The organism is Mesorhizobium sp. AA22 (assembly GCF_001672375.2).
GTDB lineage: Bacteria > Pseudomonadota > Alphaproteobacteria > Rhizobiales > Rhizobiaceae > Mesorhizobium > Mesorhizobium wenxiniae.
This window is the reverse complement of the sequence record NZ_CP048406.1, coordinates 173823-195552: the sequence shown is the minus strand read 5'-3', so window position 1 is coordinate 195552 and position 21730 is coordinate 173823. Positions and strand designations below refer to the sequence as shown.

Below are 21730 nucleotides of genomic sequence, written 5' to 3'. Positions count from 1 at the left end.
CACGGCGGGGCAAATCGCTTCGGGCCAGATTGCTTGTTCCATACCGTTTGAGGCATCGCGCTTGTTGCGCTTGTCGCTCGGCTTGACAGGCCGACGCTGCCCCTCATTGTCTACCGTTCGGCTCATTAACAGGCGGCGATCCCTTCCGCCTGACATTGCGCCGAATCATGCCGAAATCGGCGCCGCCGGTGGCGAAGGCGGTGACGAAATAAAGCAACGCTCCGCCGGCAACCAGCGCGAGAAGCGTCGTAGCTTTGACGACCAGCGGTGAGCCCGAGGCCAGTTGGGCGGCAAACCAGTGCTCGGCAAAATAGAGCGCCGCCCCCATCATCGCCGCCGACAGCACCAGCCGTGGGATGCGTCTCATGAGTGGTACGTCGCGGCCCCAGTGACCGCGCCGGATCAGCACGCCGAGCAGCATCAGCGCATTGACCCAGCCGGCGACGGCCGAGGCGACGGCGATGCCCGGCGCGCCCATCTGCGGAAACAGCGTCAGCGCGGTGGTGATGTTCACCGCCACCGAGATGGCGGCGAAGATCATCGGCGTGCGCGTGTCTTCGCGGGCGAAATAGCCGGGCGTGAACGCCTTGATCAGCACAAAGGCCGGCAAACCCAAGCCGAAGATCGCCAGGATTGCCGCCACGATTGGCGTCGAGTTGTTGGCGGCAAATGCCCCGCGTTCGTAGACCAGCCCCACGATCGGCTCCGACATGACCAGCAGTGCCGCCGCCGCCGGCAAGGTCAGGAACAAGGTGAACTCCACCGACCGGTTCTGCAGATTGGCCGCTTCGATCAGATTGCCTGACTTCAGCGCCCGCGACAGTTCGGGCAGAAGCACGATGGCGACGGCGACGCCGACGACGCCGAGCGGTAGTTGGTAGATACGGTCGGCATAGGCGAGCGACGACACCGCACTGTCCTGCGCCGAGGCGATCGCGGTGCCGATCAGCTGGTTGATCTGAGTGATGCCGCCGGTGATTGCCGCCGGCAGCGCCAGGATCAGCAGCCGCTTGACATTGGGCGTCATCTTTGGCCTGCGGAAACCGATCGAGATGCCGGCATGGCGCACCGCCACCCAGACGATCGCCAGTTGCACCAGCCCCGCCGCCAGTACGCCCCAGGCCAACGCGAAGCCGACGGTGCGCGCGTCCGATCCCTTGTGCCAGGAATAGGCGAGCACGCCGATCAGGATGATGTTGAGGAACACTGGCGCCACCGCCGCGGCGAAATAGCGGCGCAGCGAATTCAGCATGCCGGCCATCATGGCGCCGAGCGACATGCAGATCAGGTAGGGAAACATGATGGTCGCAAGCCGGACCGTCATCTCGAACTTTCCCGGCGTGTCGGCAAAGCCCGGCGCCACCAGGTAGCGCACGATCAGCGGCATCGCCAGTTCCATGGCGATGGTCAGCGCCAGCAGCGCCGTGAACAGCACGCCGAACACCTCTTCCGAAAAGCGCTTGGCGCCATCGGTGCCGTGGGTCTCGATTTCCTTGGCGAACAGCGGCACGAAGGCGGCATTGAAGGCGCCTTCGGCAAACAGCCGGCGAAAGGTATTGGGAAACTGGAACGCCGCGTTGAAGGCGTCGGCAATCGGCCCGGTGCCGAGTGCGGCCGCCATCAGCATCTCGCGGCCGAAGCCGAGGGCACGGCTCATCAGCGTGCCGGAAGCGACCGTCGCGAACTTTTTGACAAGGCTCATGCGTCTGGAGACTGCCTGCAGGATTGGGACAAATAAATGGTGGTTGTCACTCGGCCGCGGCCTTCGCCTTGCCGCCGCGCTCCAGCACGGTGCCTTCGAGAACCGCGACCAGCCTGTTTTGGATGGCGGCCATGCGCGTCGGGCTGTCGATCTTCTGGCCGGTGAGATCGGTTACATAGAAGGTATCGATGACCTTTTCGCCGAAGGTGGTGATGTGTGCCGACGCGATGTCGAGCGACAGGTCGGACAACGCCCCGGTGATCTCGGACAGCAGGCCCGGCCGATCCAACCCCTCGACCTCGATCACCGAGAACCGGTTCGACAGCGTGTTGCGGATTTCGGCGCGCGGCGGGATGCGGAAGACCTTGGCGCCGCGCCGCGGCTTGGTGCGCTTCTCGATCATCTCCGGCAGCCAGCTCTTGCCCGACAGCACATCCTCGATCAGGCGGCCGACGCGCCCGGCGCGGCGGCGTTCGTCCTCGTCGCGGTCGAATTCCCTCGAGATCAGGATGGTGTCCAGCGCGCGGCCATCGGCGGTGGTGAAGATCTGCGCGTCGACAATGTTGCCGCCGGCCGCCACACATGCCCCGGCAATGACCGAAAGCAGGCGGGGATGGTCCTGCGCCAGCAGGGTGATCTCGGTCACCGCCTCGAACTGATGGGTCTTGATCATCGTGGCGAGCTTTTTGCCCGCCGCATCCGCCTCGCGGATGAATTCGGCGTGGCGAAGCTGGTCGGCGAGATCGACCGTCAGCAGATAGTTCTCGTAGTGCAGGCCGACATAGCGCTTGCGGGCTTTTTCGGACCAATCGGCAAGCGCTTCGGCCAGCCGCTCGCGTGCCGCCGCCGTTCGCTCGGCGCGCGACACTTCCGAAAATCCCCCGGTCAACAGCAATTCGGTCTCATAGTAGAGCGTGCGCAGCAATTGGCCTTTCCAGCCGTTCCAGACGCCCGGCCCGACGCCTCTGATATCGCAGACGGTGAGGATTAGCAGCAACTTCAGTCGTTCGACCGACTGCACGATCGCGGCGAAATCCTCGATTGTCTTGCGGTCGTTGAGATCGCGGGTCTGTGCCGTCATCGACATGACGAGGTGGTTCTCGACCAGCCAGGCAACTGTTTCGGTGTCGGCCGCCGACAGCCCCATATGCGGGCAGATGCGCCGCGCGATCCGGGCACCCACTTCGGAATGGTCCTCGGGCCGTCCCTTGGCGATGTCGTGCAAAAGCACCGCGACGTAGAGCGCCTCGTGGCTTTTCTTCAGCCCCGGCATCAGCGTGTGGGCAAGCGGGTGGATCTTTTCACCGTCGCCACGCTCGATCTCGGCCAACACGCCGATACAGCGGATCAGGTGCTCATCCACCGTATAGTGGTGGTACATCGAGAACTGCATCATGGCGACGATCTTGCCGAAATCCGGGATCAGCTTTGCCAGCAGTCCCGCCTCGTTCATGCGCCTGAGATTGAGTTCGGCATTGCGGTCCGACGTCAATATGTCGAGGAACAGCCGGTTGGCTTCCTCGTCGCGCCTGAGCGCCTTGCCGACGAGGCCGAGCGAACGGGTCAGCAGCTTCAGCGCATCGGGGTGAAATTCCAGCCCGTGCTTGTCGGCGAACCAGAACAGCCTCAAGAGATTGACCGGATCGCGCTCGAACACCAGGTCGTCGGCGACGTTGATGCGATGGTTGTCGATAATGAAATCGGACGTGCCGGCAAGCTTGCGCTTGCGGCGCGAGAAGGTGAGGAAGATGCGGTTGAAGCCCGGCACATGCTTGGCCTGCTCTTCCTCGAGTGCAGCGCAGAAGATGCGGGTGAGATCCCCGACATCCTTGGCGACGAGGAAGTAATGCTTCATGAAGCGCTCGACCGCCGACAGGCCTGGATGTGTGGTGTAGCCCAGCCGCTCGGCAATCTCGCGCTGGATGTCGAAATGCAGCCGTTCCTCGGCTTTGCCGGTGAGGAAATGCATGTGGCAGCGCACCGCCCACAGGAAATCCTCGGCCTTCTGGAACTCCCGGTATTCGGTGCCGGTGAAGACGCCCTTGTCGACCAGCTCCTCGCCGGTTCGCACCCGGTAGAAATACTTGCCGATCCAGAACAGCGTCTGCAGGTCGCGCAGGCCGCCTTTGCCGTCCTTGACGTTGGGTTCGACCAGATAGCGGCTTTCGCCGGCCTTGGCATGGCGCTCGTCGCGTTCGGCAAGCTTGGCCTGCACATATTCGGGCCCGGTCGTGCGCACCACCTCGCGGTCGAAACGCTGCAAGAGCTCGTCATAGAGCTTCTGCTCGCCCCACAGGAAACGCGCTTCCAGGATCGAGGTGCGGATGGTGATGTCGGTGCGCGACAGCCGCAGGCATTCGTCGATGTTGCGGGTGGCGTGGCCGACCTTCAGCCCCAGATCCCAAAGTATGTAGAGCATGTATTCGACGATCTGCTCGCCCCATGGCGTCTGCTTGTAGGGCAGCAGGAAGAGGAGATCGATGTCGGATCCTGGCGCCAGCGTGCCGCGGCCATAGCCGCCGACTGCGACGACGGCCATGCGTTCGGCCGATGACGGGTTTTTGACGCGATAGACATGGCTGGCGGCGAAATCGTAGAGCGCGCGGATGATCTCGTCCATGAGATGCGACAGCCGGGCGGCGCAGGCGGTGCCACTGCCGTCGTCCATCAGCATGCGTTCGGCGATGCTGCGGCCGGCGGTCAGCCTGCCCTTGAGAAGCTGGAGAACACCGGCGCGCGCAGCCTTGCCGGAGCCGTCGCCTGCCGTGGCCGCGGTCAGCGCCGTCATCTCGCAGCGCAAGGCTTGGCTGTCGATCAGTTCATCGAGCTTTAGAGAGATTCTTGCCATAAGTGCCGTTCGGCCTCGCCGTTTTGGCGGCGTCTATAGCGCGTTTTCGCGGCGCTGGGTATGGGGCGGACGGACACGCTCTCCACGGAGTCGTCGATGGCATGCGGCGGCGGCTGGATGCGGGATTGTCCGCCGGTGGTTTGGCGCGCGCCTCGGCAAGAAAAACAGAAATTGGTCCTTGACCTTCCAGTCACTGGAAGCACTACCTCCGTTTCAGAACCGAGACACAGGGGCATTTCCGCATGACGCATTCCGACCATGACCATCACGCCCATAGCGGCTGCTGCGCGGCAAAAGCTATTCCGTCCGTCGCCGACGCCGTCATTCGCGATCCGGTCTGCGGCATGACCGTCGATCCGGCCGCCGGCAAGCCGACAGCCGAGCATGGCGGCCACCTCTATCATTTCTGCAGCGAGCGCTGCCGTTCGAAATTCACGGCCGAGCCGGAAAAGTACCTTACCGCCACCGACCCGGTCTGCGGCATGCGTGTCGACCGTGCCGCCGCGAAGCACTTTTCCCGGCATGAAGGCCAGGGCTTCTATTTTTGTTCGGCCGGCTGCAAGGTGAAATTCGAGGCGGAGCCGGCAAAGTATCTTGGCGACAAGCCAGAGCCGCAGGCGATGCCGAAAGGCACGCAATACACCTGTCCGATGCATCCCGAAATCGTCCGCGACAAGCCGGGCGCCTGCCCGATCTGCGGCATGGCGTTGGAGCCGATGGGCGTGCCGACCGGCGATGAGGGGCCGAACCCGGAACTGGTCGACTTCACGAGGCGGTTCTGGGTGAGCGCCGTGTTGTCGGTGCCATTGCTGATATTCGCCATGGCGCCAATGCTCGGCGTGACGTTTAGCGCCTTCATCGAGGATTCGGCGAAGATCTGGATGGAATTGGCGCTGGCCAGCCCGGTTGTGCTGTGGGCGGCATTCCCTTTCTTCCACCGCGGCTGGGATTCGGTTCTCAACCGCAGCCCCAACATGTGGACGCTGATTTCGCTCGGCGTTGGTGCCGCCTATCTCTACAGCGTCGTCGCCGCGCTGTTCCCGGATATATTTCCGCACCAGTTCCGCGGTCATGAGGGCACGGTGCCGGTCTATTTCGAGGCGGCCGCCGTCATCGTGGCGCTGGTTTTCCTCGGCCAGGTGCTGGAGTTGCGCGCCCGTGAGAAAACCGGCTCGGCGATCCGCGCGCTGCTCGACCTCGCGCCGAAGACCGCGCGGCTGATCGGCGAGGACGGTTCCGAAAACGACGTGCCGCTCGACACGGTCAAGGCGGGCGATCGCCTGCGCATTCGCCCCGGCGATGCCGTGCCGGTCGACGGCATCGTGCTGGAAGGCCGCTCTTCCATCGACGAATCGATGCTGTCAGGCGAGCCGCTGCCGGTCGAAAAGAACGAAGGCGACCCGCTCACCGGCGGCACGCTCAACAAGAACGGTTCGCTGATCATGCGCGCCGAGAGGATCGGCGCCGAAACCACGCTGGCGCGGATCGTCGAGCTCGTCGCCAAGGCGCAGCGTTCGCGCGCGCCGATCCAGGGTCTGGCCGACCGCGTCTCCTTCTATTTCGTCCCGGCCGTCGTGGTGGTTGCGATCGTTGCGTTCATCGCCTGGGCGATCTTCGGGCCGCAACCCAGCCTCGTCTTTGCCATCGTCTCTGCGGTCTCGGTGCTGATCATCGCCTGTCCTTGCGCGCTGGGGCTTGCCACGCCTATGTCGATCATGACCGCCACGGGGCGCGGCGCGCATGCCGGCGTGCTGATCAAGGATGCCGAGGCGCTCGAACGCTTTGCTTCGGTCGACACGCTGATCGTCGACAAGACCGGCACATTGACCGAAGGCCGGCCGAGATTGACCGACCTCGTCGCGGCCGAAGGCATAACGCAGGATGATCTGCTGGCATTTGCCGCCGGCCTCGAAAAAGGCTCGGAGCATCCGCTGGCCGAGGCGATCGTCGAAGGCGCCCGTGAACGCGGGGTAAAGATTCCCGACGTCGGCGGTTTCGAGGCGGTGACCGGCAAGGGCGTTTCCGGCACGGTGTCGGGAAAGAACGTCGCGCTCGGCAACGCCGCGATGATGGCCGATCTCGGCATCGATATCGCATCCATCTCGACCAGCGCCGAAGTGCTGCAGGCCCAAGGCGAGACCGCGATGTTCGTCGCCGTCGGCAAGAAACTGGCCGGCATCGTCGCCGTCGCCGACCCGATCAAGGCAACGACATCAGAAGCGATCAAGGCGCTGCACGACCGCGGCCTCAAGATCATCATGGCGACCGGCGATAACGAACGCACGGCGAAAGCCATCGCCAGCAAACTCGGCATCGACGAGGTGCGTGCCGGCCTGCTGCCGGAACAGAAGAGTGCGCTGGTCGAGGAGTTGCGCGCCAGGGGCGCCGGCGTCGCCATGGCCGGCGACGGCGTCAACGACGCGCCGGCGCTGGCCGCCGCCGATGTCGGCATCGCCATGGGCACCGGCGCCGATGTAGCGGTCGAAAGCGCTGGGATCACGCTGGTCAAGGGCGATCTCAACGGCATCGTCCGGGCTCGCACGCTCGCCCAGGCGACGATCCGCAACATCCGCCAGAACCTGTTCTTCGCCTTCCTCTACAACGTGCTTGGCGTGCCGGTTGCCGCCGGCGTGCTCTATCCGCTCACCGGCACCCTATTGTCGCCGATGATTGCGGCAGCGGCGATGAGCCTGTCCTCGGTTTCGGTCATCACCAACGCGTTGCGGCTCAGGACGTTGAGACTCTGAGCCAAGCCTCCAGATAGAAATTCGTTCAAAAAGGAGATCATGAATGACCTTGGCCAAGAAGATCGTGCTGCTGCTGATAGCGGCCGGAATGCTGCTTGCCGTTTTCCTCGAAAGCATTCCGTCGCAAGCCCAGGAGATGAAACACGACAAGGGGGCGCACGACATGGGCGCGATGGGCGCGCAAAGCCCCTCGACCAACGGGTACAAGGCGGCGATGGACAAGATGCACACCGCCATGATGGCGATCGAACCTTCCGGCAATACCGATGTCGATTTCGCCCGCGGCATGATCCCGCATCATCAGGCCGCAATCGACATGGCCAAGATCGAGCTTGCCAATGGCAAGGATCCGGAAATGCGCAAAATGGCCGAAGCGGTGATCGCAGCGCAGGAAGCCGAGATCAAGCAGATGCAGGATTGGCTGGCCGCCCATCCGGTGGAGTAGCACCAGGCAGCTCGCGGGAAATCCGGGGTGGATTTCTCCCGAAGGGTGTGCTGCCATCGGGCGTCGACTGGAGCGCGCCATGCCATCAACGATAAGAACCACCACATTGCCCTCGGGCGAAGCCCTTCCCGTGCTGGGTCAAGGCACGTGGAGGATGGGCGAGGATTTCAGCCGCCATGCCGATGAGGTCAACGCGCTGAAGCTCGGGCTCGATCTCGGCATGACGCTGATCGACACCGCCGAAATGTATGCCAGCGGCGGGGCCGAGGGAGGTGGTGGCGGATGCCATTGCCGGGCGCCGCGACGAGGTGTTCCTGGTCTCCAAGGTGCTGCCGTCCAACGCCTCGCGCATCGGCGTTCCGGCGGCCTGCGACAGAAGCCTCAAGCATCTGCGCACCGACCGTATCGATCTCTATCTGCTGCACTGGCCCGGCAGCCTGCCTCTGGCGGAAACGGTCGAGGCCTTCGACGCGTTGAAAAAGGCCGGCAAGATCCGCCACTGGGGCGTCAGCAATTTCGACACCCATGAGATGGACGAACTGGTCAGCCTGCCGGCCGGCGACAGCGTCCAGACCAACCAGATCCTCTACAATCTGTCTCAGCGCGGCCCCGAATTCGACCTTGCGCCCTGGAACCGGCAACGCGGCATTCCGCTGATGGCCTATTCGCCGGTCGATCAGGGCCTATTGGCGCGCAATACCACGCTCGAAGCCATCGCCGCCCGCCACAGTGCCACGGCGGCTCAGTTGGCGCTGGCCTGGCTGATGGCACAGGACGGCGTCATCGCCATCCCAAAGGCCGGCAGGCAAGAGCATGTCCGCCAGAATGTCGCTGCGTTGGACATCGAGCTCACCTCGGAAGATTCCGCAGAAATCGACCGTGCCTTCCCGCCACCGACCCGCAAGCGCGGGCTGCAGATGATTTGAGGTGGCGCAGGACCTAGGGTCGCGTTCCCTGCGCTATCGTACGAAGCCTGACTACTTCCCCGCCATTCCCTTCAGCCGATACAGCGCTTCCAGCGCCTCCCTCGGCGTCATCTCGTCGGGATTGATCTCCCCTAGCGCCGCGCTCAGTCCATCGCTCTTTGCCGGCTTCGGCGCCTCTCGTTTCACCGCCACCGAAAACAGCGGCAGATCGTCGACCAGCCGGTTTGGCTTGCCCGAAACCTCGCCCGCTTCCAGCTGGTGCAGCACTTCCCTGGCCCGCCCGACCACCGCTTCCGGCAAGCCGGCCAGACGCGCCACCTGCACGCCGTAGGAGCGGTCGGCGGCACCCTTGCCGACCTCGTGCAGGAAGACCACGTCGCCCTCCCATTCCTTGACCCGCATGGTGACGTTGTGCAGCCGAGCGAGTTTGCTGGCCAGCGCCGTCATCTCGTGGAAGTGGGTGGCGAAGATCGCCCGGCAACGGTTCTTCTCGTGCAGATACTCGACCGCCGCCCAGGCGATCGACAGGCCGTCGAAGGTAGCTGTGCCGCGGCCGATCTCGTCCAGGATCACCAGCGCGCGTTCGCCGGCCTGGTTGAGGATCGCCGCCGTTTCGACCATCTCGACCATGAAGGTCGAGCGGCCGCGCGCCAGATCGTCCGAGGCCCCGACACGTGAAAACAGCCGGTCGACGACGCCGATATGGGCTGATGCCGCCGGCACGAAGGAGCCGGTCTGGGCGAGGATGGCGATCAGCGCGTTCTGCCTGAGGAAGGTCGATTTGCCGCCCATATTGGGGCCGGTCAGCAGCCAGATCGCGCCGTTCTTGGCATCGCCTTCCGGCGATAGATCGCAATCATTGGCGACGAACGATCCTTCGCCCGAACGCCGCAGAGACTGTTCCACCACCGGATGCCGTCCGCCCGAAATTGCGAAGGCGAGGCTGGCGTCCACCACGGGCCGGCACCAGGCTTCGCTTTCGGAAAGCAGCGCAAGTGCCGCCGACACGTCGAGCACGGCAAGCGCTTCTGCGCCGCCGCGGATCTTGTCCGCCTGGCCGACCGCTTCCGCCGTCAGCCTGTCGAAGGCGGCAAGCTCGATCGCCAGCGCCCGGTCGGCGGCATTGGCGATCTTCGATTCCAGCTCGGCGAGTTCGGTCGTGGTGAAGCGCATGGCATTGGCCATGGTCTGACGATGGATGAAGCGCGCCTTCGCTCCATCGCTGCTCGTCATGATCGCATGGTGGTTGGCGGTGACTTCGATATAATAGCCAAGCACATTGTTGTGCCGGATTTTCAGCGAGCGGATGCCGGTTTCGTCGATCAGCGAGCGCTCCAGCCCGGCAATCACCTTGCGCGATTCATCGCGCAGTGCCCGCAACTCGTCGAGCTCAACGTGGTAGCCGCTGCGGACGAAGCCGCCGTCGCGCTTGAGCAGCGGCAGCTCGTCACTGAGCGCCTGCGTCAGATGCTCGGCCAGCGGACGTGGCAGCGCCTCGATCGCCGCCAGCGCCGCCGCCAGTTCTTGCGGAAGGGCGGTCGCCCCGAACAGTTCGGCAATAGTGCCGGCAGCGTCGAACCCGGCACGCAGCGCGCCGAGATCGCGCGGGCCGCCGCGGTTGAGCGCCAGCCGCGACAGGGCGCGAGGCATGTCGGCGACGCTTTTCAGGCTCGCCCGCACCGCCTGGCACAGTCGTGTCTCCGACCGGAAGAACGACACCGAATCTAACCTTGCACCAATTGCCACCGGATCGGTCAGCGGCGCCATCAGCCGATCGGCGAGCAGTCGCGCCCCACCGCCGGTCACCGTGCGGTCGATCGCCTTGAACAGCGAGCCCTCGCGGCTGCCGGAAAGGGTGCGCAGCAGCTCCAGATTGGCGCGTGTCGCCGGATCGATGAACAGCGTCGAACCCTGCTCCTCGCGCTCGGGCCACGATAGCGGCGGCCGCTCGGCCTTCTGCGTTTTCTCGACATAAGCGATAGCGCCTGAGATCGCCGATAGCTCGGCGCGGGAAAACGTGCCGAAACTGTCCGGCGTCGCCACCGCGAAGAAACGGGCGATGCGCCCGGCGGCTGATGCCGAGTCGAACAGGCTCGGCGGCTGCGGATTGGCGACCCGGCCGAGCACGTCGAACACCGGTTTCAGCTCGGGATCGTAAAACACCGGCTCGGCGACAATCAGCTCGCGCGGGTCGACGCGAAAGACATCGGCGAGCAGCCGGTCTGCGGTGGTCTCGGCAACGCGGAAGGCGCCGGTCGAGATCTCGATCCAGGCCAGCGCAAAACTTCCTTGGTTCCCTGTCGCGCTGCCGCGCTCCCCGCCTCTTGGCTCGGCCCCGCCCTTGACCCGGCCAAGCGCCATCAAAAAGCTCGATTCCGACGGCGCCAGCAACTTGTCCTCGGTGATGGTGCCGGGCGTCACCAAGCGCACCACGTCGCGGCGCACCACCGACTTGCCGCCGCGTTTCTTCGCCTCGGCCGGATCCTCGATCTGCTCGCAGACGGCGACGCGGAACCCTTGTCCGATCAGCTTCTGCAGGTAGTCGTCGGCGGCATGCACCGGCACGCCGCACATCGGGATGTCGAGGCCCTGGTGCTTGCCGCGCTTGGTCAGGACGATGCCAAGCGCCCGGCTCGCCTTCTCGGCGTCGTCGAAGAACAGCTCGTAGAAATCGCCCATGCGGTAGAACAGCAGCGAATCCGGGTTCGCCGCCTTGATCTCGATATACTGCTCCATCATCGGCGTCGCCGGCGCAAAGGCCGGCGTAGCGCTGTCGCTGCGAATGGGCGTTTCGTCGTTCAAGAAGCTGCTTCCAAAATTCCCGAGCTATCTGCTTGGCGGTTTACAGCGGCGAAGTGTAGCCTTAATCCCGAACGTTCCACAAAAGAAAGCATTGCGCCCGTCTCGACGAGGTGCTGCACGGGTGAGGAAATCGAAAGCATCATGGCCAGGAAAACCGAAAACCCCGGGCCCTCCGTCAGTGCGCAGGAGGCGCTGGAATTCCACGCCATGGGCCGTCCCGGCAAGCTGGAGATCGTCGCCACCAAGCCGATGGCCACCCAGCGCGACTTGAGCCTCGCCTATTCGCCGGGCGTCGCGGTTCCGGTCCTCGCCATCGCCGAGGATCCCAGCCGCGCATTCGACTACACGGCGCGCGGCAATATGGTCGCGGTCATTTCCAACGGCACCGCCATCCTCGGCCTCGGCAATCTCGGCGCGCTGGCCGCCAAGCCGGTGATGGAAGGCAAGGCGGTGCTGTTCAAGCGCTTCGCCGATGTCGATTCCATCGATCTCGAGGTCGACACCGAGGATGCCGACGAGTTCATCAACTGCGTGCGCTTCCTCGGGCCCTCCTTCGGCGGCATCAACCTGGAAGACATCAAGGCGCCGGAATGCTTCATCATCGAGCAGCGGCTGCGCGAACTGATGGACATACCGGTCTTCCACGACGACCAGCACGGCACAGCCATCATCTCGGCCGCCGGCCTGATCAACGCGCTGGAAATCACCGGCCGCGACATGAAGACCACGAAAATGGTCTGCAACGGCGCGGGTGCGGCTGGCATCGCCTGCATCGAGCTGATGAAGGCAATGGGCTTTGCGCCTGAAAACATCATTCTGTGCGACACCAAAGGCGTCGTCTTCCAGGGCCGCACAGAAGGCATGAACCAGTGGAAGTCGGCGCATGCCGTCAAGACCGACGCGCGCTCGCTAGCCGAGGCGCTGGACGGCGCCGACGTGTTTCTCGGCCTGTCCGCCAAGGGCGCACTGACCACCAAGATGGTGCAGTCGATGGCCGAGAAGCCGATCATCTTCGCCATGGCCAATCCCGATCCGGAGATCACGCCGGAGGAAGTCGCCGAAATCCGCACCGATGCCATCATGGCCACCGGCCGTTCGGACTATCCGAACCAGGTCAACAACGTGCTCGGCTTCCCCTACATCTTCCGCGGCGCGCTGGACGTGCGGGCGACCACCATCAATGATGACATGAAGATCGCCGCGGCGCGGGCGCTGGCCGAACTGGCACGCCAGGACGTGCCCGACGACGTCGCCGCCGCCTACCAGGGCATGCGGCCGAAATTCGGCCCCAACTACATCATCCCGGTGCCGTTCGATCCGCGCCTGATCTCGGCCATTCCGATCGCGGTCGCCAAGGCAGCGATGGAGTCCGGCGTCGCGCGCAAGCCGATCCTCGACCTCGACCGCTACGCGCAGGAGCTTTCCGCCCGCCGCGATCCGATCGCCTCGACGCTGCAGCGCATCTACGACCGCGTGCGCCGCCAGCCCAAGCGCATCGTTTTCGCCGAGGGCGAGGAGGAGCAGGTGATGCGCGCCGCCGTCTCCTATGTGAACCAGCGGCTCGGCACCGCCATCCTGCTCGGCCGCGACGACATCATCAAGGAGAACGCCAGGAACGCCGGCATCGAGCTGAACAAGCAAGGCATCGAGATCATCAATGCGCGGCTGTCGCGCCGCAATGGCGTCTACACCGACTATCTGTACGAGCGCATGCAGCGCAAGGGCTTCTTGTTTCGCGACTGCCAGCGCCTGATCAACAACGACCGCAACCATTTCGCCGCCTGCATGGTGGCGCTGGGTGATGCCGACGGCATCGTCACCGGCGTCACCCGCAACTACTCCACAGCGCTCGACGACATCCGCCGTGTCATCGACGCCAAGCCCGGCCACCGCGTCATTGGCGTTTCGATCGTGCTGGCGCGGGGCCGAACCGTGATCGTCGCCGATACCGCCGTGCACGACATGCCCAATGCCGAACAGATCGCCGACATCGCCGAGGAAGCCGCCGGCTTTGCCCGCCGCATGGGTTATGAACCAAGGCTCGCCATGCTCGCCTATTCCACCTTCGGACATCCGCAGGGTGAGCGCTCCGAGCGCGTCCAGGAAGCGGTGCGCATCCTCGACAAGCGGCGCGTCGATTTCGAGTATGACGGCGAGATGGCCGCCGACGTGGCGCTCAACGCGCGCGCCATGGCGCAATACCCGTTCATCCGGCTGACCGGCCCGGCCAATGTGCTGATCATGCCGGCGTTCCACTCGGCCTCGATCTCAACCAAGATGCTGCAGGAACTTGGCGGCTCGACGGTCATCGGCCCGCTGCTGGTCGGATTGGACAAGCCAGTTCAGATCGTCGCGCTCAACGCCAAGGACAGTGACATCGTCAACATGGCGGCGATCGCGGCGTATACGGCGGGGGCGTGAGGAGCGGACGTCTCTGCCTTCTCCCATAAGGGAGAGAAGGAAGAGACGACGTCGAGGCCTACAGCAGCCCTGCCTGCTCAGCCTCGTGGCGCAAATTCTGCCGCGGCCTTGGCCCGATCTGCTGGATGACCAGTCCGGCCGCCAGCGAGCCGAGGTCGCCGCAATCCTTCAGGCTGCGCCCTTGCGTGTAGCCGTAGAGGAAGCCGGCGGCATAGAGGTCGCCGGCGCCGGTGGTGTCGACCAGTTCGCGGATTTTGGTCGCATCGATGGTGACGGTCTCGTCGCCGCGCACGATTACCGAGCCCTTTTCCGAGCGGGTGACGGCGGCGATCTTGCAGTCCTTGCGGATCTGCGCCAGCGCCTCGTCGAAGGAGGCGGTCTGGTAAAGCGACTTGATCTCGTGGCTGTTGGCGAAGACGATGTCGACGGTGCCTGAGCGCATCAGCTCCAGAAACTCGTCGCGATAGCGGTCGACGCAGAACGAATCCGACAGCGTCATCGACACTTCGCGCCCGGCGGCATGGGCGAGCTTCGCTGTCTGCCGGAACGCTTCCTTGGCGCGCGGCGGGTCCCACAGATAGCCCTCGAAATAGGTGACGGCGGCGCCCGAGGCCTTGTCGGCCTCGACATCCTCCGGCCCGAGCTCGACGCAGGCGCCGAGATAGGTGTTCATCGAGCGCTCGCCGTCCGGCGTGACGAAGATCATCGAGCGCGCCGTCGGCGGTTCGCCGTTGAGCGGCCTGGTGTCGAAGGCGACGCCCTGCGCATGCATGTCGTGGGCGTAGATTTCGCCGAGCGTGTCGTTCGAGACCTTGCCGAAGAAAGCGGCGCGCCCGCCGAAGCTGGCGACACCTGCCGCTGTGTTGCCGGCGCTGCCGCCGGAGGCTTCGATGGCCGGGCCCATGCGGCTGTAGAGGAGCTCGGCGCGCCTCGTGTCGATCAGGTTCATCGCGCCCTTGATGATGCCGTTCGTTTCCAGAAATGCCTCGTCGCACTGGGCGATGATGTCGACGATGGCATTACCGATACAAAGCACGTCATAGTTCGGCATCAATGATGTCTCCGCGAAAACCACCGGCTTTCTGGCACGCCGGCCGCGGGCGGGTCTAGCGATTTGATGCGGCTTTGCCTAGGGTCGGGATCTATTAATCTGGTCGAACGGCAGATGCACTGCAACACGCTGTCCGCCTGTGTCTTGCCTGTCTCCGCCTGCCTCGGAGATACCAGCCATGGAATTGGAAACGCCGTGATCTCTAGCGCCGCCCGCGCCGCCGCCAGCCGGCTGTTTTCGCCCGAATTCCGCTCGGTGTTCGCAAAAACGCTGGGCCTGACCTTGTTGGCGCTCGCCGCGCTGTGGTTCGCCATCGAGGGCCTGTTCGAATGGCTGGCCTGGCCATGGATCGACGCATGGCTGCCCAGCCTGCCGTCCTGGGCCGGATGGCTGGGCTTCATCGTCGCCGGCATCGGTCTCGCGCTGGGTCTGGCGCTGCTGATCGCGCCGGTGACGGCGATCATCGCCGGCCTGTTCCTCGACGACGTCGCCGAAGTGGTCGAGCGCACCGACTATCCCAATGACCCGCCCGGCCGCGCCATGCCGGCACTGCGCTCGATGGTGCTGGCGATAAGATTCTTCGGCGTCGTCATCGTCGGCAACATCGTGGCCTTGCTGCTTCTGCTGGTGCCGGGCATCAACATCGCTGCCTTCTTCATCGTCAACGGCTATCTGCTGGGGCGTGAGTTCTTCGAGTTCGCCGCCATGCGTTTTCGCCCGGAGGCCGAGGCACGGGCGTTGCGCAAAAAACATGCCGTCACGGTGTTCCTCGCCGGGCTGGTTATCGCTGCCTTCCTCGCCGTGCCGCTGCTCAACCTTCTGACGCCGCTCTTCGCCGCCGCCATGATGGTGCATTTGCACAAGGCGATCAGTGCGCGGGAAGCCGCTTAGGGCGTGCTGATATTCGGGTGATGCCGGCTTGCGAATGGCGTTTTCCTGTGCTTCCGGTAAGCACCCAAACGTTACGCTCCGTTCCGGTTCTCGGAACCCACCGTTCTCAGCACGGGCTGACCGAATCTCAGCGCACCCCGGCGCTAGCGTAAAAGAAAACCGCGTCCCAACTCGTCGTCGGGTTCGACGATGAATTCGACCCGGCCGCAGTAGTAGGCGCGGCCGCCGACTCGGGCGATAATGGCGTCATGCAGCCCGGCTTTCGCGGTCCTCGCCACGCTGCCGAAAAAGCGCGAGCCTGCAACACTCTCGAACAGCCGCGTCTGGCCGGCGATTTCGCCCTTGGCATGCATTGCCGCCAGCCGCGCAGTGACGCCCGAGCCGGTCGGCGAACGGTCGACCTCGGCCTCGGCGAAGACGCAGATGTTTTTGGTCGGGGTATCGGAAAATGCGTCCTGTCCGTCGGTCAGGATGGTACCGTAGAGAAAGGCAAGGTCGGCATGGTCGGGATGCGACAGCGGAAACTCGGCCTTCAGTTTCCCGGTCAGCATTGTCGCCGCATCGACGAAATCGCGCACGCGGTTCCTGCCGAATTCCAGCCCGAACTGGCGGCAATCGGCGAGCGCATAGAAGGCGCCGCCATAGGCGATGTCGAAGCCGATCGAACCGAAGCCCGGCAATTCTATCTCCTGGTCGCGGGCGAACAGAAAGGCCGGCACGCTTTCGAACGACACCGCGCCGGCCTTGCCGTCCTGCACCTCGACCGAGGCGACGACCAGCCCGCACGGCGCTTCGATATTGACTGTCGTCACCGGCTCCTGCCGCGCCACCAGCCTCTCGTCGACGGCGTAGCGGCCGAGCGCGACGATGGCGTGGCCGCACATCGTCGAATAGCCCTCATTGTGCATGAACAGCACGGCGAGGTCGGCGCCGGGCAGGTCGGGTTCCACCAGCAGCGCGCCATACATGTCGTAGTGGCCGCGCGGCTCGAACATCAGGATCTTCCTGAGATGATCGAGGTGGTCGCGCACATAGGCGCGCTTTTCCAGGATCGTGCCTGCGGGGATCTTGGGATAGCCGCCGGTGACGATCCGCAGCGGCTCGCCGCCGGTGTGCATGTCGACGACGGTGAGCGTCATACGTGGGGTTCGGCAAACAACGCCTGCAGCTTGCCGAAAGGCATGGCGGTGCGGGTGAAGCCGAAGGTGCCGTCCTGCTGGATCTCGCGCGCCGCCGTCTCCAGCATGCCGAAGGCGAAATTGGTCAGCCAGGGCCCGAGCGAAATGCGCTTGACGCCTGCCAGGGAAAGATCGGCGATGGTGAAGCCGGGCCTCACCATGACGTTGACCGGCTTGGTCAGCGCCGAGCAGACGGTTCGCACCGTTTCGATGTCACTGATGCCCGGCGCGTAGAGCACGTCGGCGCCGGCCTTCTCGAAGGCCTGCAGCCGCTTGATCGTGTCGTCGATGTCGGGCTTGCCCCATAGAAAATTCTCAGCCCGCGCGGTGAAGACGAAATCGTGCTTCAGCGCCCGTGCCGCCTCCGCTGCGGCGGCGACGCGCTCGACGGCATGCGAAAAACCATAGATCGGCTTGTCGGGCTCGCCGGTGTGGTCCTCGATCGAGCAGCCGGCGAGGCCCGCGGCCTCGGCCGCGAAGATGGTTTCGGATGCACTTGTCGCGCTGTCGCCCTTGCCCTTTTCGAGATCGGCCGAGACCGGCAGGCCGGTCGCCGCCGCCACCTCGCGGCAGTGGTGGATCATCGCCTCGAAGGTCACCGCGCCGTCGGGCAGGCCGCGCGAAAAGGCAAAGCCGGCGCTGGTCGTCGCCAGCGCCTTGAAACCGAATGAGGCCAGCAGTTTCGTCGTGCCGACGTCCCAGGGATTGGGCATGACGAAGATCGAGCTGTGCAGGTCGCGAAAGATTTTGCCCTTTTCCATGGATGCTCCCCAGAGTGCGAAGCGCATTTTATCCCGCCACTGCCCGCCGGGCAAACGAATGCGATTGGCTCAGAAACGATTGGCGTTCTCTCCTGCCAATTTATCCAGTGCGTCGGACCCCTTGACGTATGCGGTGCCGTCCCAATGGTAGGTGACGGAGATGTCGCGCGAGGAAGGCTCGGGCGCCGGTTCGTCGCAGCTTTCGCCATTCGGCACGGTGGCATCGGTCACCGTCGCCTTGATGGCCGCATAGGGCTGGCCGCCCGCAATGGTCTGAAACGCCACCTCCTGCGTGCGCTTGTAGGCGCACAGTGACTCGTCGAACGTGTAGATCACGTCGATCAGTTCGAACCTGTCGTCGCGGACCAGGATCAGCGGCGTGCTCACATAGCCCTGGCTCGAATTGAAATGCGTGCTCAGGGTGATGATGGCGTCATCGCTGGGCCCGATCGGCAGCTTGCCCGGATCGCGGAAATAGGTGCTCCGGTCGACGGCGACATTGACAGCGTCGAGCAGTCTCGGCCTGCTGGCAAGATCGTAGAGCGCCAGCACCGCAAAACCCTCGGCGCTGTCGGAGGAGCTCCCGAGGTCGAACAGCATGGCCAGCCGATTCTTGCCGCCTGCCTTGATCTGGAGCACGCCAGCATCAGAAAAGCCCGACGTTACGGGTGGCGAGCCACCGCTATCCGGACCCTCGATATGGCGCATCTCGATCGGCATGGAGCCCCGATAGAAGCCGTCCTTGTCCGCCGCCAGATCGGGAATGACCATCCTGGCGAGGTCGAGATAGATCGTGTCTTTGTGGCCGGGAACGGCGCTGCCAAGGTCCGGGAAACTGACGCCTTGGGCGCCGGCCGCAGTCCACAGGCACGGCAGCAGCAAACAGGCGAGAATGAAGCGAAGCAGGATGGAATTCATATGCTGGCGCCTCCCACTGTCGAACGTTCGCAAACTAGCACGGACGACCGAGGCATCCAGCCGGATGGGAAGCCTGAAGATCAGATCGGTGGATCGGCACCAGCCCGGCAAGTTCGCGCATGTCGTCGAACAGGATGCCGCCGGCCTCGGTCAGGCCATCGCGGTCGGAATGCGGGTCGCCGTAGTAGGAAAATACGCGCATGCCGGCGGCAATGCCGGCCAACGTCCCGGCGACGCTGTCCTCGATGACGATGCAATCGGCGGGCGCGAAGCCCATCGTGCCTGCAGCATGCAGGAACAGGTCGGGAAACGGCTTGCCGCGCGAAACCATGGTCGAGCTGAACAGCGCATGCTCGAACAGCTGCAGCAGCCCGGTCTGGCCGAGCGTGATGTGCATTTTCGAAACCCGTGCCGATGAAGCGACGCAAGTTGCGATGCCGGCAGCGTGCACGGCTTCGATGAACTCCTTGACATAGGGGACGGCTTCGACGCCATGCGCGAACAGGTCCGGCAGGCCGGCGTTCCAACGCTCGACGAAATCGGCGCCGAGGCTCACGCCGGTCGCCTCGACCTCCTTTTGCACCGATACCATGGAGCGGCCGGAGAAATTCTTACGGCAATATTCGAAGCTGGCCGGGTAGCCGGCAGTGCTGAGCCATTCGGCGAGGCGTCGATTGGCCAGGTTCTCGGTGTCGACCAGAACCCCGTCGCAATCGAAGATGACGAGTTTGGGTATTCTCATTCACTATGCTCATCAGGCCGTGCCGGTCGATCCGAAGCCGCCCGAGCCGCGCGCCGTGCCGCCGGCCAATGTGCGCTCCTCGACCGTCGCCTGCATCACGGACGCAAAGACAATCTGGGCGATCCGCATGCCGCGCGTAACTGCGAAATCTTCGTCGCCGAGATTGATCAGCAGCACCTTGACCTCGCCGCGATAGTCGCTGTCAATGGTGCCCGGCGTGTTGAGACAGGTGAGGCCATGCTTGAAGGCGAGGCCCGAGCGCGGCCGGACCTGACCTTCCACGCCCTCCGGGATCTCCAGGATCAGTCCGGTCGGCACCAGAGCGCGTTTTCCCGGCAGGATCAGCAGCGGCCGGTCGTCCGGCACCGCGGCGCGCAGATCCATGCCGGCGGCGCCCGGGCTTTCATAGGCGGGAAGCGGCAGGCCCTCGCCATGCGGCAGCCTGACGAAGCCGACGGCCGGACCGATGACGGAGGAAGTGTAGAGGGCTGCGCGCATGAGGCTGATCCTATCGCTACCAACGCCGATTCGGTCAACTCGGCGGCAATGCTATCAACGGCTTTCTTTCAGCGCAGTTCCACTTCAGCGCAGTTCTACGGGAACGACCGTCGTTTCCTTGATCTCCTCCATGACGAAGGAGGCCGAAACATCCGACAGCGCCACCTTGGCGATCAGTCGCTGATAGAGCCGGTCATACGCCTTCACGTCGGCGACGCGGGCACGCAGCACATAATCGAGGTCGCCGGACATCCGGTAGACGCCGGTGATCTCGGGAAAACCGGTGACTGCCGCCCTGAATTTTTGCAGCCAGTTCGGATCGTGATTGGAGGTCCGGATCAGGACGAACACCGAAAGGCCGAGGCCGAGCTTGTCCGCATCGACCAGCGCCACCCGGCCGGTAATCACGCCGTCTTCTTCCAGCCGCTTGACCCGGCGCCAGCAGGCGTTGCGCGACAGCGACACCCTTTCCGACAGTTGGTCGACCGACAGTGTACCGTCGCGTTGCAGCTCGGCCAGCAATCTTCGGTCGATCTCATCGATTTCCAGCGGCATGTGGGATGCTTGTCCCAATGATTGGCAAAATACAAGGATGTTTTGGGACCAATGAACCAAAAGCTCGTGCCAGAATACTCAGCATCGGGGCTTTTCCCGGTAGGAGGGCACCATGACGATACGGCTTGCACGGCTCTTTACCTCGCACCCGGCCAAGGTGGGCGAGACCTATTTCAGCCATATGGCCTTCGCGGCGTGGTTCTGCTCGCGCCTGTTCATGGCAGCCTTCGCCGCGCTCATTCACGCTTTCTTGCCGTTTCTGTTTGAGACCACGGCCAGCCGAATCGTTCGCGAGCTCTATGAGCGCACGCACAACAGAGGCACACACGCGATCAAGGAGCCTGCGGCTTTCATGGATCGCGCCTGAGGGAAGATTAAGCGATGTGCCGCTGGGCGGCCTATCTTGGCGAAGCGGTTTTCCTCGAAGACATCGTCACGGCGCCCTGCCATTCGCTTATCGCCCAGAGTCATTGCGCCCAGGAAGCCAAGTCGCCGACCAATGGCGATGGCTTTGGCCTCGCCTGGTACGGCGACCGGCCCGAACCGGGTCTCTATCGCGACATCCTGCCGGCCTGGTCCGATCCCAATCTGAAGAGCCTGTGTCGCCAGATCAGGTCCAGCCTGTTCCTTGCCCATGTGCGCGCCTCGACCGGCGGCGCCACCAGCCGCATGAACTGTCATCCCTTCACTGCCGGCCGCTGGTCGTTCATGCACAACGGCCGGATCGGCGGCTTCGAAACAATCCGCCGCGCGCTGGAAAATTCGCTCTCTGACGCGGTCTTCGCCCAGCGCGAAGGCACCACCGATTCCGAACTCTTCTTTCTCCTGATGATCGACGAAGGGCTGTCGGGTGATGCGGAGGGCGCTGTTCTCCGCGCCACCAGCCGCGTTATGGACGCCTCGCGCCGGGCCGGCTTCGAACCGGCGCTGAGACTTACCGCCGCCTTGTCGGACGGCGAATCGCTCCATGCGATGCGCTATGCGACCGATGCCCACGCGCCGACGCTCTACACCTCCGTCTTCGGCAATGGCGGCGGGCGATGCCTTATGTCGGAGCCTTTCGACCGTGATGGCGGCGACTGGCAGCCGATCCCGCCCTCTAGCTTCGTCACCATCACCAGAGACGGCATGACCATTCGCCCGTTCGCGCCGGAGCCGGTAAGACTGGCGCTGGCCGTGTAGATCCCTCGCTATCGCGGCAATATCGCAGGACGGCGCCGACCTCAGCAGACCCTCGCAGCGCAA

General features: G+C 64.3%; 16 protein-coding genes and 1 pseudogene. 7 read left to right on the top strand and 10 right to left on the bottom strand.

Annotated elements, in window-relative coordinates; all coding sequences use genetic code 11:
- Positions 1-103: 103 nt before the first annotated feature.
- Both murJ and A9K68_RS00875 read right to left on the bottom strand, forming a co-directional pair.
- Positions 104-1702, bottom strand: a complete 1599-nt coding sequence (gene murJ / locus A9K68_RS00880; RefSeq protein ID WP_065006012.1) for a murein biosynthesis integral membrane protein MurJ — start codon at positions 1700-1702, stop codon at positions 104-106.
- Positions 1703-1748: 46 nt separating this feature from the next.
- Complete coding sequence (locus tag A9K68_RS00875; RefSeq protein ID WP_065006011.1) at positions 1749-4550, bottom strand: [protein-PII] uridylyltransferase; 2802 nt, start codon at positions 4548-4550, stop codon at positions 1749-1751.
- Positions 4551-4792: 242 nt separating this feature from the next.
- Between A9K68_RS00875 and A9K68_RS00870 the strand changes: the two genes are divergently transcribed.
- From A9K68_RS00870 to A9K68_RS00860, 3 genes and pseudogenes are all read left to right on the top strand, one after another.
- Entirely contained in the window at positions 4793-7297 is a 2505-nt protein-coding gene (locus A9K68_RS00870) for a heavy metal translocating P-type ATPase (RefSeq protein ID WP_065006010.1), read from the top strand.
- Between the two features lie 43 nt (positions 7298-7340).
- A complete protein-coding gene (locus tag A9K68_RS00865) occupies positions 7341-7742 on the top strand; it encodes a DUF305 domain-containing protein (RefSeq protein ID WP_065006009.1) in 402 nt (133 codons plus the stop codon).
- 79 nt (positions 7743-7821) lie between these two features.
- A pseudogene (locus A9K68_RS00860) lies at positions 7822-8668 on the top strand (aldo/keto reductase).
- 51 nt (positions 8669-8719) lie between these two features.
- Here the strand turns inward: A9K68_RS00860 and mutS are convergent.
- Positions 8720-11470, bottom strand: coding sequence for a DNA mismatch repair protein MutS (gene mutS, locus A9K68_RS00855; protein ID WP_065006008.1), 2751 nt, complete (start codon positions 11468-11470; stop codon positions 8720-8722).
- Positions 11471-11611: 141 nt separating this feature from the next.
- Here mutS and A9K68_RS00850 point away from each other — a divergent pair, with 141 nt between their 5' ends.
- Positions 11612-13891: an NADP-dependent malic enzyme gene (locus tag A9K68_RS00850; RefSeq protein WP_065006007.1), complete on the top strand. Its 2280-nt coding sequence runs from the start codon at positions 11612-11614 to the stop codon at positions 13889-13891.
- Between the two features lie 58 nt (positions 13892-13949).
- Here the strand turns inward: A9K68_RS00850 and A9K68_RS00845 are convergent, their stop codons facing one another.
- A complete protein-coding gene (locus A9K68_RS00845) occupies positions 13950-14942 on the bottom strand; it encodes an adenosine kinase (RefSeq protein ID WP_065006006.1) in 993 nt (330 codons plus the stop codon).
- A gap of 195 nt (positions 14943-15137) precedes the next feature.
- Between A9K68_RS00845 and A9K68_RS00840 the strand changes: the two genes are divergently transcribed.
- Complete coding sequence (locus tag A9K68_RS00840) at positions 15138-15833, top strand: sulfate transporter family protein (RefSeq protein ID WP_029347756.1); 696 nt, start codon at positions 15138-15140, stop codon at positions 15831-15833.
- A 143-nt stretch (positions 15834-15976) separates the two neighbouring features.
- Here A9K68_RS00840 and A9K68_RS00835 read toward each other — a convergent pair whose 3' ends face one another.
- The 6 genes from A9K68_RS00835 to A9K68_RS00810 form a co-directional block, all read right to left on the bottom strand.
- Entirely contained in the window at positions 15977-16972 is a 996-nt protein-coding gene (locus tag A9K68_RS00835; RefSeq protein WP_065006005.1) for a proline racemase family protein, read from the bottom strand.
- Positions 16969-17772, bottom strand: coding sequence for an oxaloacetate decarboxylase (locus tag A9K68_RS00830; RefSeq protein WP_065006004.1), 804 nt, complete (start codon positions 17770-17772; stop codon positions 16969-16971). The genes A9K68_RS00835 and A9K68_RS00830 overlap by 4 nt, the downstream gene beginning before the upstream one ends.
- A 69-nt stretch (positions 17773-17841) precedes the next feature.
- Positions 17842-18690 carry a hypothetical protein gene (locus tag A9K68_RS00825; protein ID WP_065006003.1) on the bottom strand — a complete coding sequence of 283 codons (849 nt, stop codon included), beginning with the start codon at positions 18688-18690 and terminating at the stop codon, positions 17842-17844.
- A gap of 34 nt (positions 18691-18724) precedes the next feature.
- A complete protein-coding gene (locus tag A9K68_RS00820; protein ID WP_065006002.1) occupies positions 18725-19432 on the bottom strand; it encodes an HAD family phosphatase in 708 nt (235 codons plus the stop codon).
- A gap of 12 nt (positions 19433-19444) precedes the next feature.
- The gene (gene dut, locus A9K68_RS00815) at positions 19445-19930 is read right to left on the bottom strand and encodes a dUTP diphosphatase (RefSeq protein WP_065006001.1); all 486 of its coding nucleotides are present in this window, start codon (positions 19928-19930) and stop codon (positions 19445-19447) included.
- An 84-nt stretch (positions 19931-20014) separates the two neighbouring features.
- On the bottom strand, positions 20015-20485 hold the full coding sequence (locus A9K68_RS00810; protein ID WP_065006000.1) for an Lrp/AsnC family transcriptional regulator: 471 nt from the start codon (positions 20483-20485) through the stop codon (positions 20015-20017).
- 112 nt (positions 20486-20597) lie between these two features.
- On the opposite strand from A9K68_RS00810, the gene A9K68_RS00805 reads away from it, so the two are divergent.
- Both A9K68_RS00805 and A9K68_RS00800 read left to right on the top strand, forming a co-directional pair.
- Entirely contained in the window at positions 20598-20852 is a 255-nt protein-coding gene (locus A9K68_RS00805) for a DUF6356 family protein (RefSeq protein WP_065005999.1), read from the top strand.
- Positions 20853-20866: 14 nt separating this feature from the next.
- Positions 20867-21667, top strand: coding sequence for a class II glutamine amidotransferase (locus tag A9K68_RS00800; RefSeq protein WP_065005998.1), 801 nt, complete (start codon positions 20867-20869; stop codon positions 21665-21667).
- The last annotated feature ends 63 nt before the right edge of the window (positions 21668-21730 follow it).

Coding starts and splice junctions, on each gene's coding strand:
- murJ (WP_065006012.1), bottom strand. CDS start 1,702: ATGAGCCTTGTCAAAAAGTTCGCGACGGTCGCTTCCGGCACGCTGATG.
- A9K68_RS00875 (WP_065006011.1), bottom strand. CDS start 4,550: ATGGCAAGAATCTCTCTAAAGCTCGATGAACTGATCGACAGCCAAGCC.
- A9K68_RS00870 (WP_065006010.1), top strand. CDS start 4,793: ATGACGCATTCCGACCATGACCATCACGCCCATAGCGGCTGCTGCGCG.
- A9K68_RS00865 (WP_065006009.1), top strand. CDS start 7,341: ATGACCTTGGCCAAGAAGATCGTGCTGCTGCTGATAGCGGCCGGAATG.
- A9K68_RS00850 (WP_065006007.1), top strand. CDS start 11,612: ATGGCCAGGAAAACCGAAAACCCCGGGCCCTCCGTCAGTGCGCAGGAG.
- A9K68_RS00845 (WP_065006006.1), bottom strand. CDS start 14,942: ATGCCGAACTATGACGTGCTTTGTATCGGTAATGCCATCGTCGACATC.
- A9K68_RS00835 (WP_065006005.1), bottom strand. CDS start 16,972: ATGACGCTCACCGTCGTCGACATGCACACCGGCGGCGAGCCGCTGCGG.
- A9K68_RS00830 (WP_065006004.1), bottom strand. CDS start 17,772: ATGGAAAAGGGCAAAATCTTTCGCGACCTGCACAGCTCGATCTTCGTC.
- A9K68_RS00825 (WP_065006003.1), bottom strand. CDS start 18,690: ATGAATTCCATCCTGCTTCGCTTCATTCTCGCCTGTTTGCTGCTGCCG.
- A9K68_RS00820 (WP_065006002.1), bottom strand. CDS start 19,432: ATGAGAATACCCAAACTCGTCATCTTCGATTGCGACGGGGTTCTGGTC.
- dut (WP_065006001.1), bottom strand. CDS start 19,930: ATGCGCGCAGCCCTCTACACTTCCTCCGTCATCGGTCCGGCCGTCGGC.
- A9K68_RS00810 (WP_065006000.1), bottom strand. CDS start 20,485: ATGCCGCTGGAAATCGATGAGATCGACCGAAGATTGCTGGCCGAGCTG.
- A9K68_RS00805 (WP_065005999.1), top strand. CDS start 20,598: ATGACGATACGGCTTGCACGGCTCTTTACCTCGCACCCGGCCAAGGTG.
- A9K68_RS00800 (WP_065005998.1), top strand. CDS start 20,867: ATGTGCCGCTGGGCGGCCTATCTTGGCGAAGCGGTTTTCCTCGAAGAC.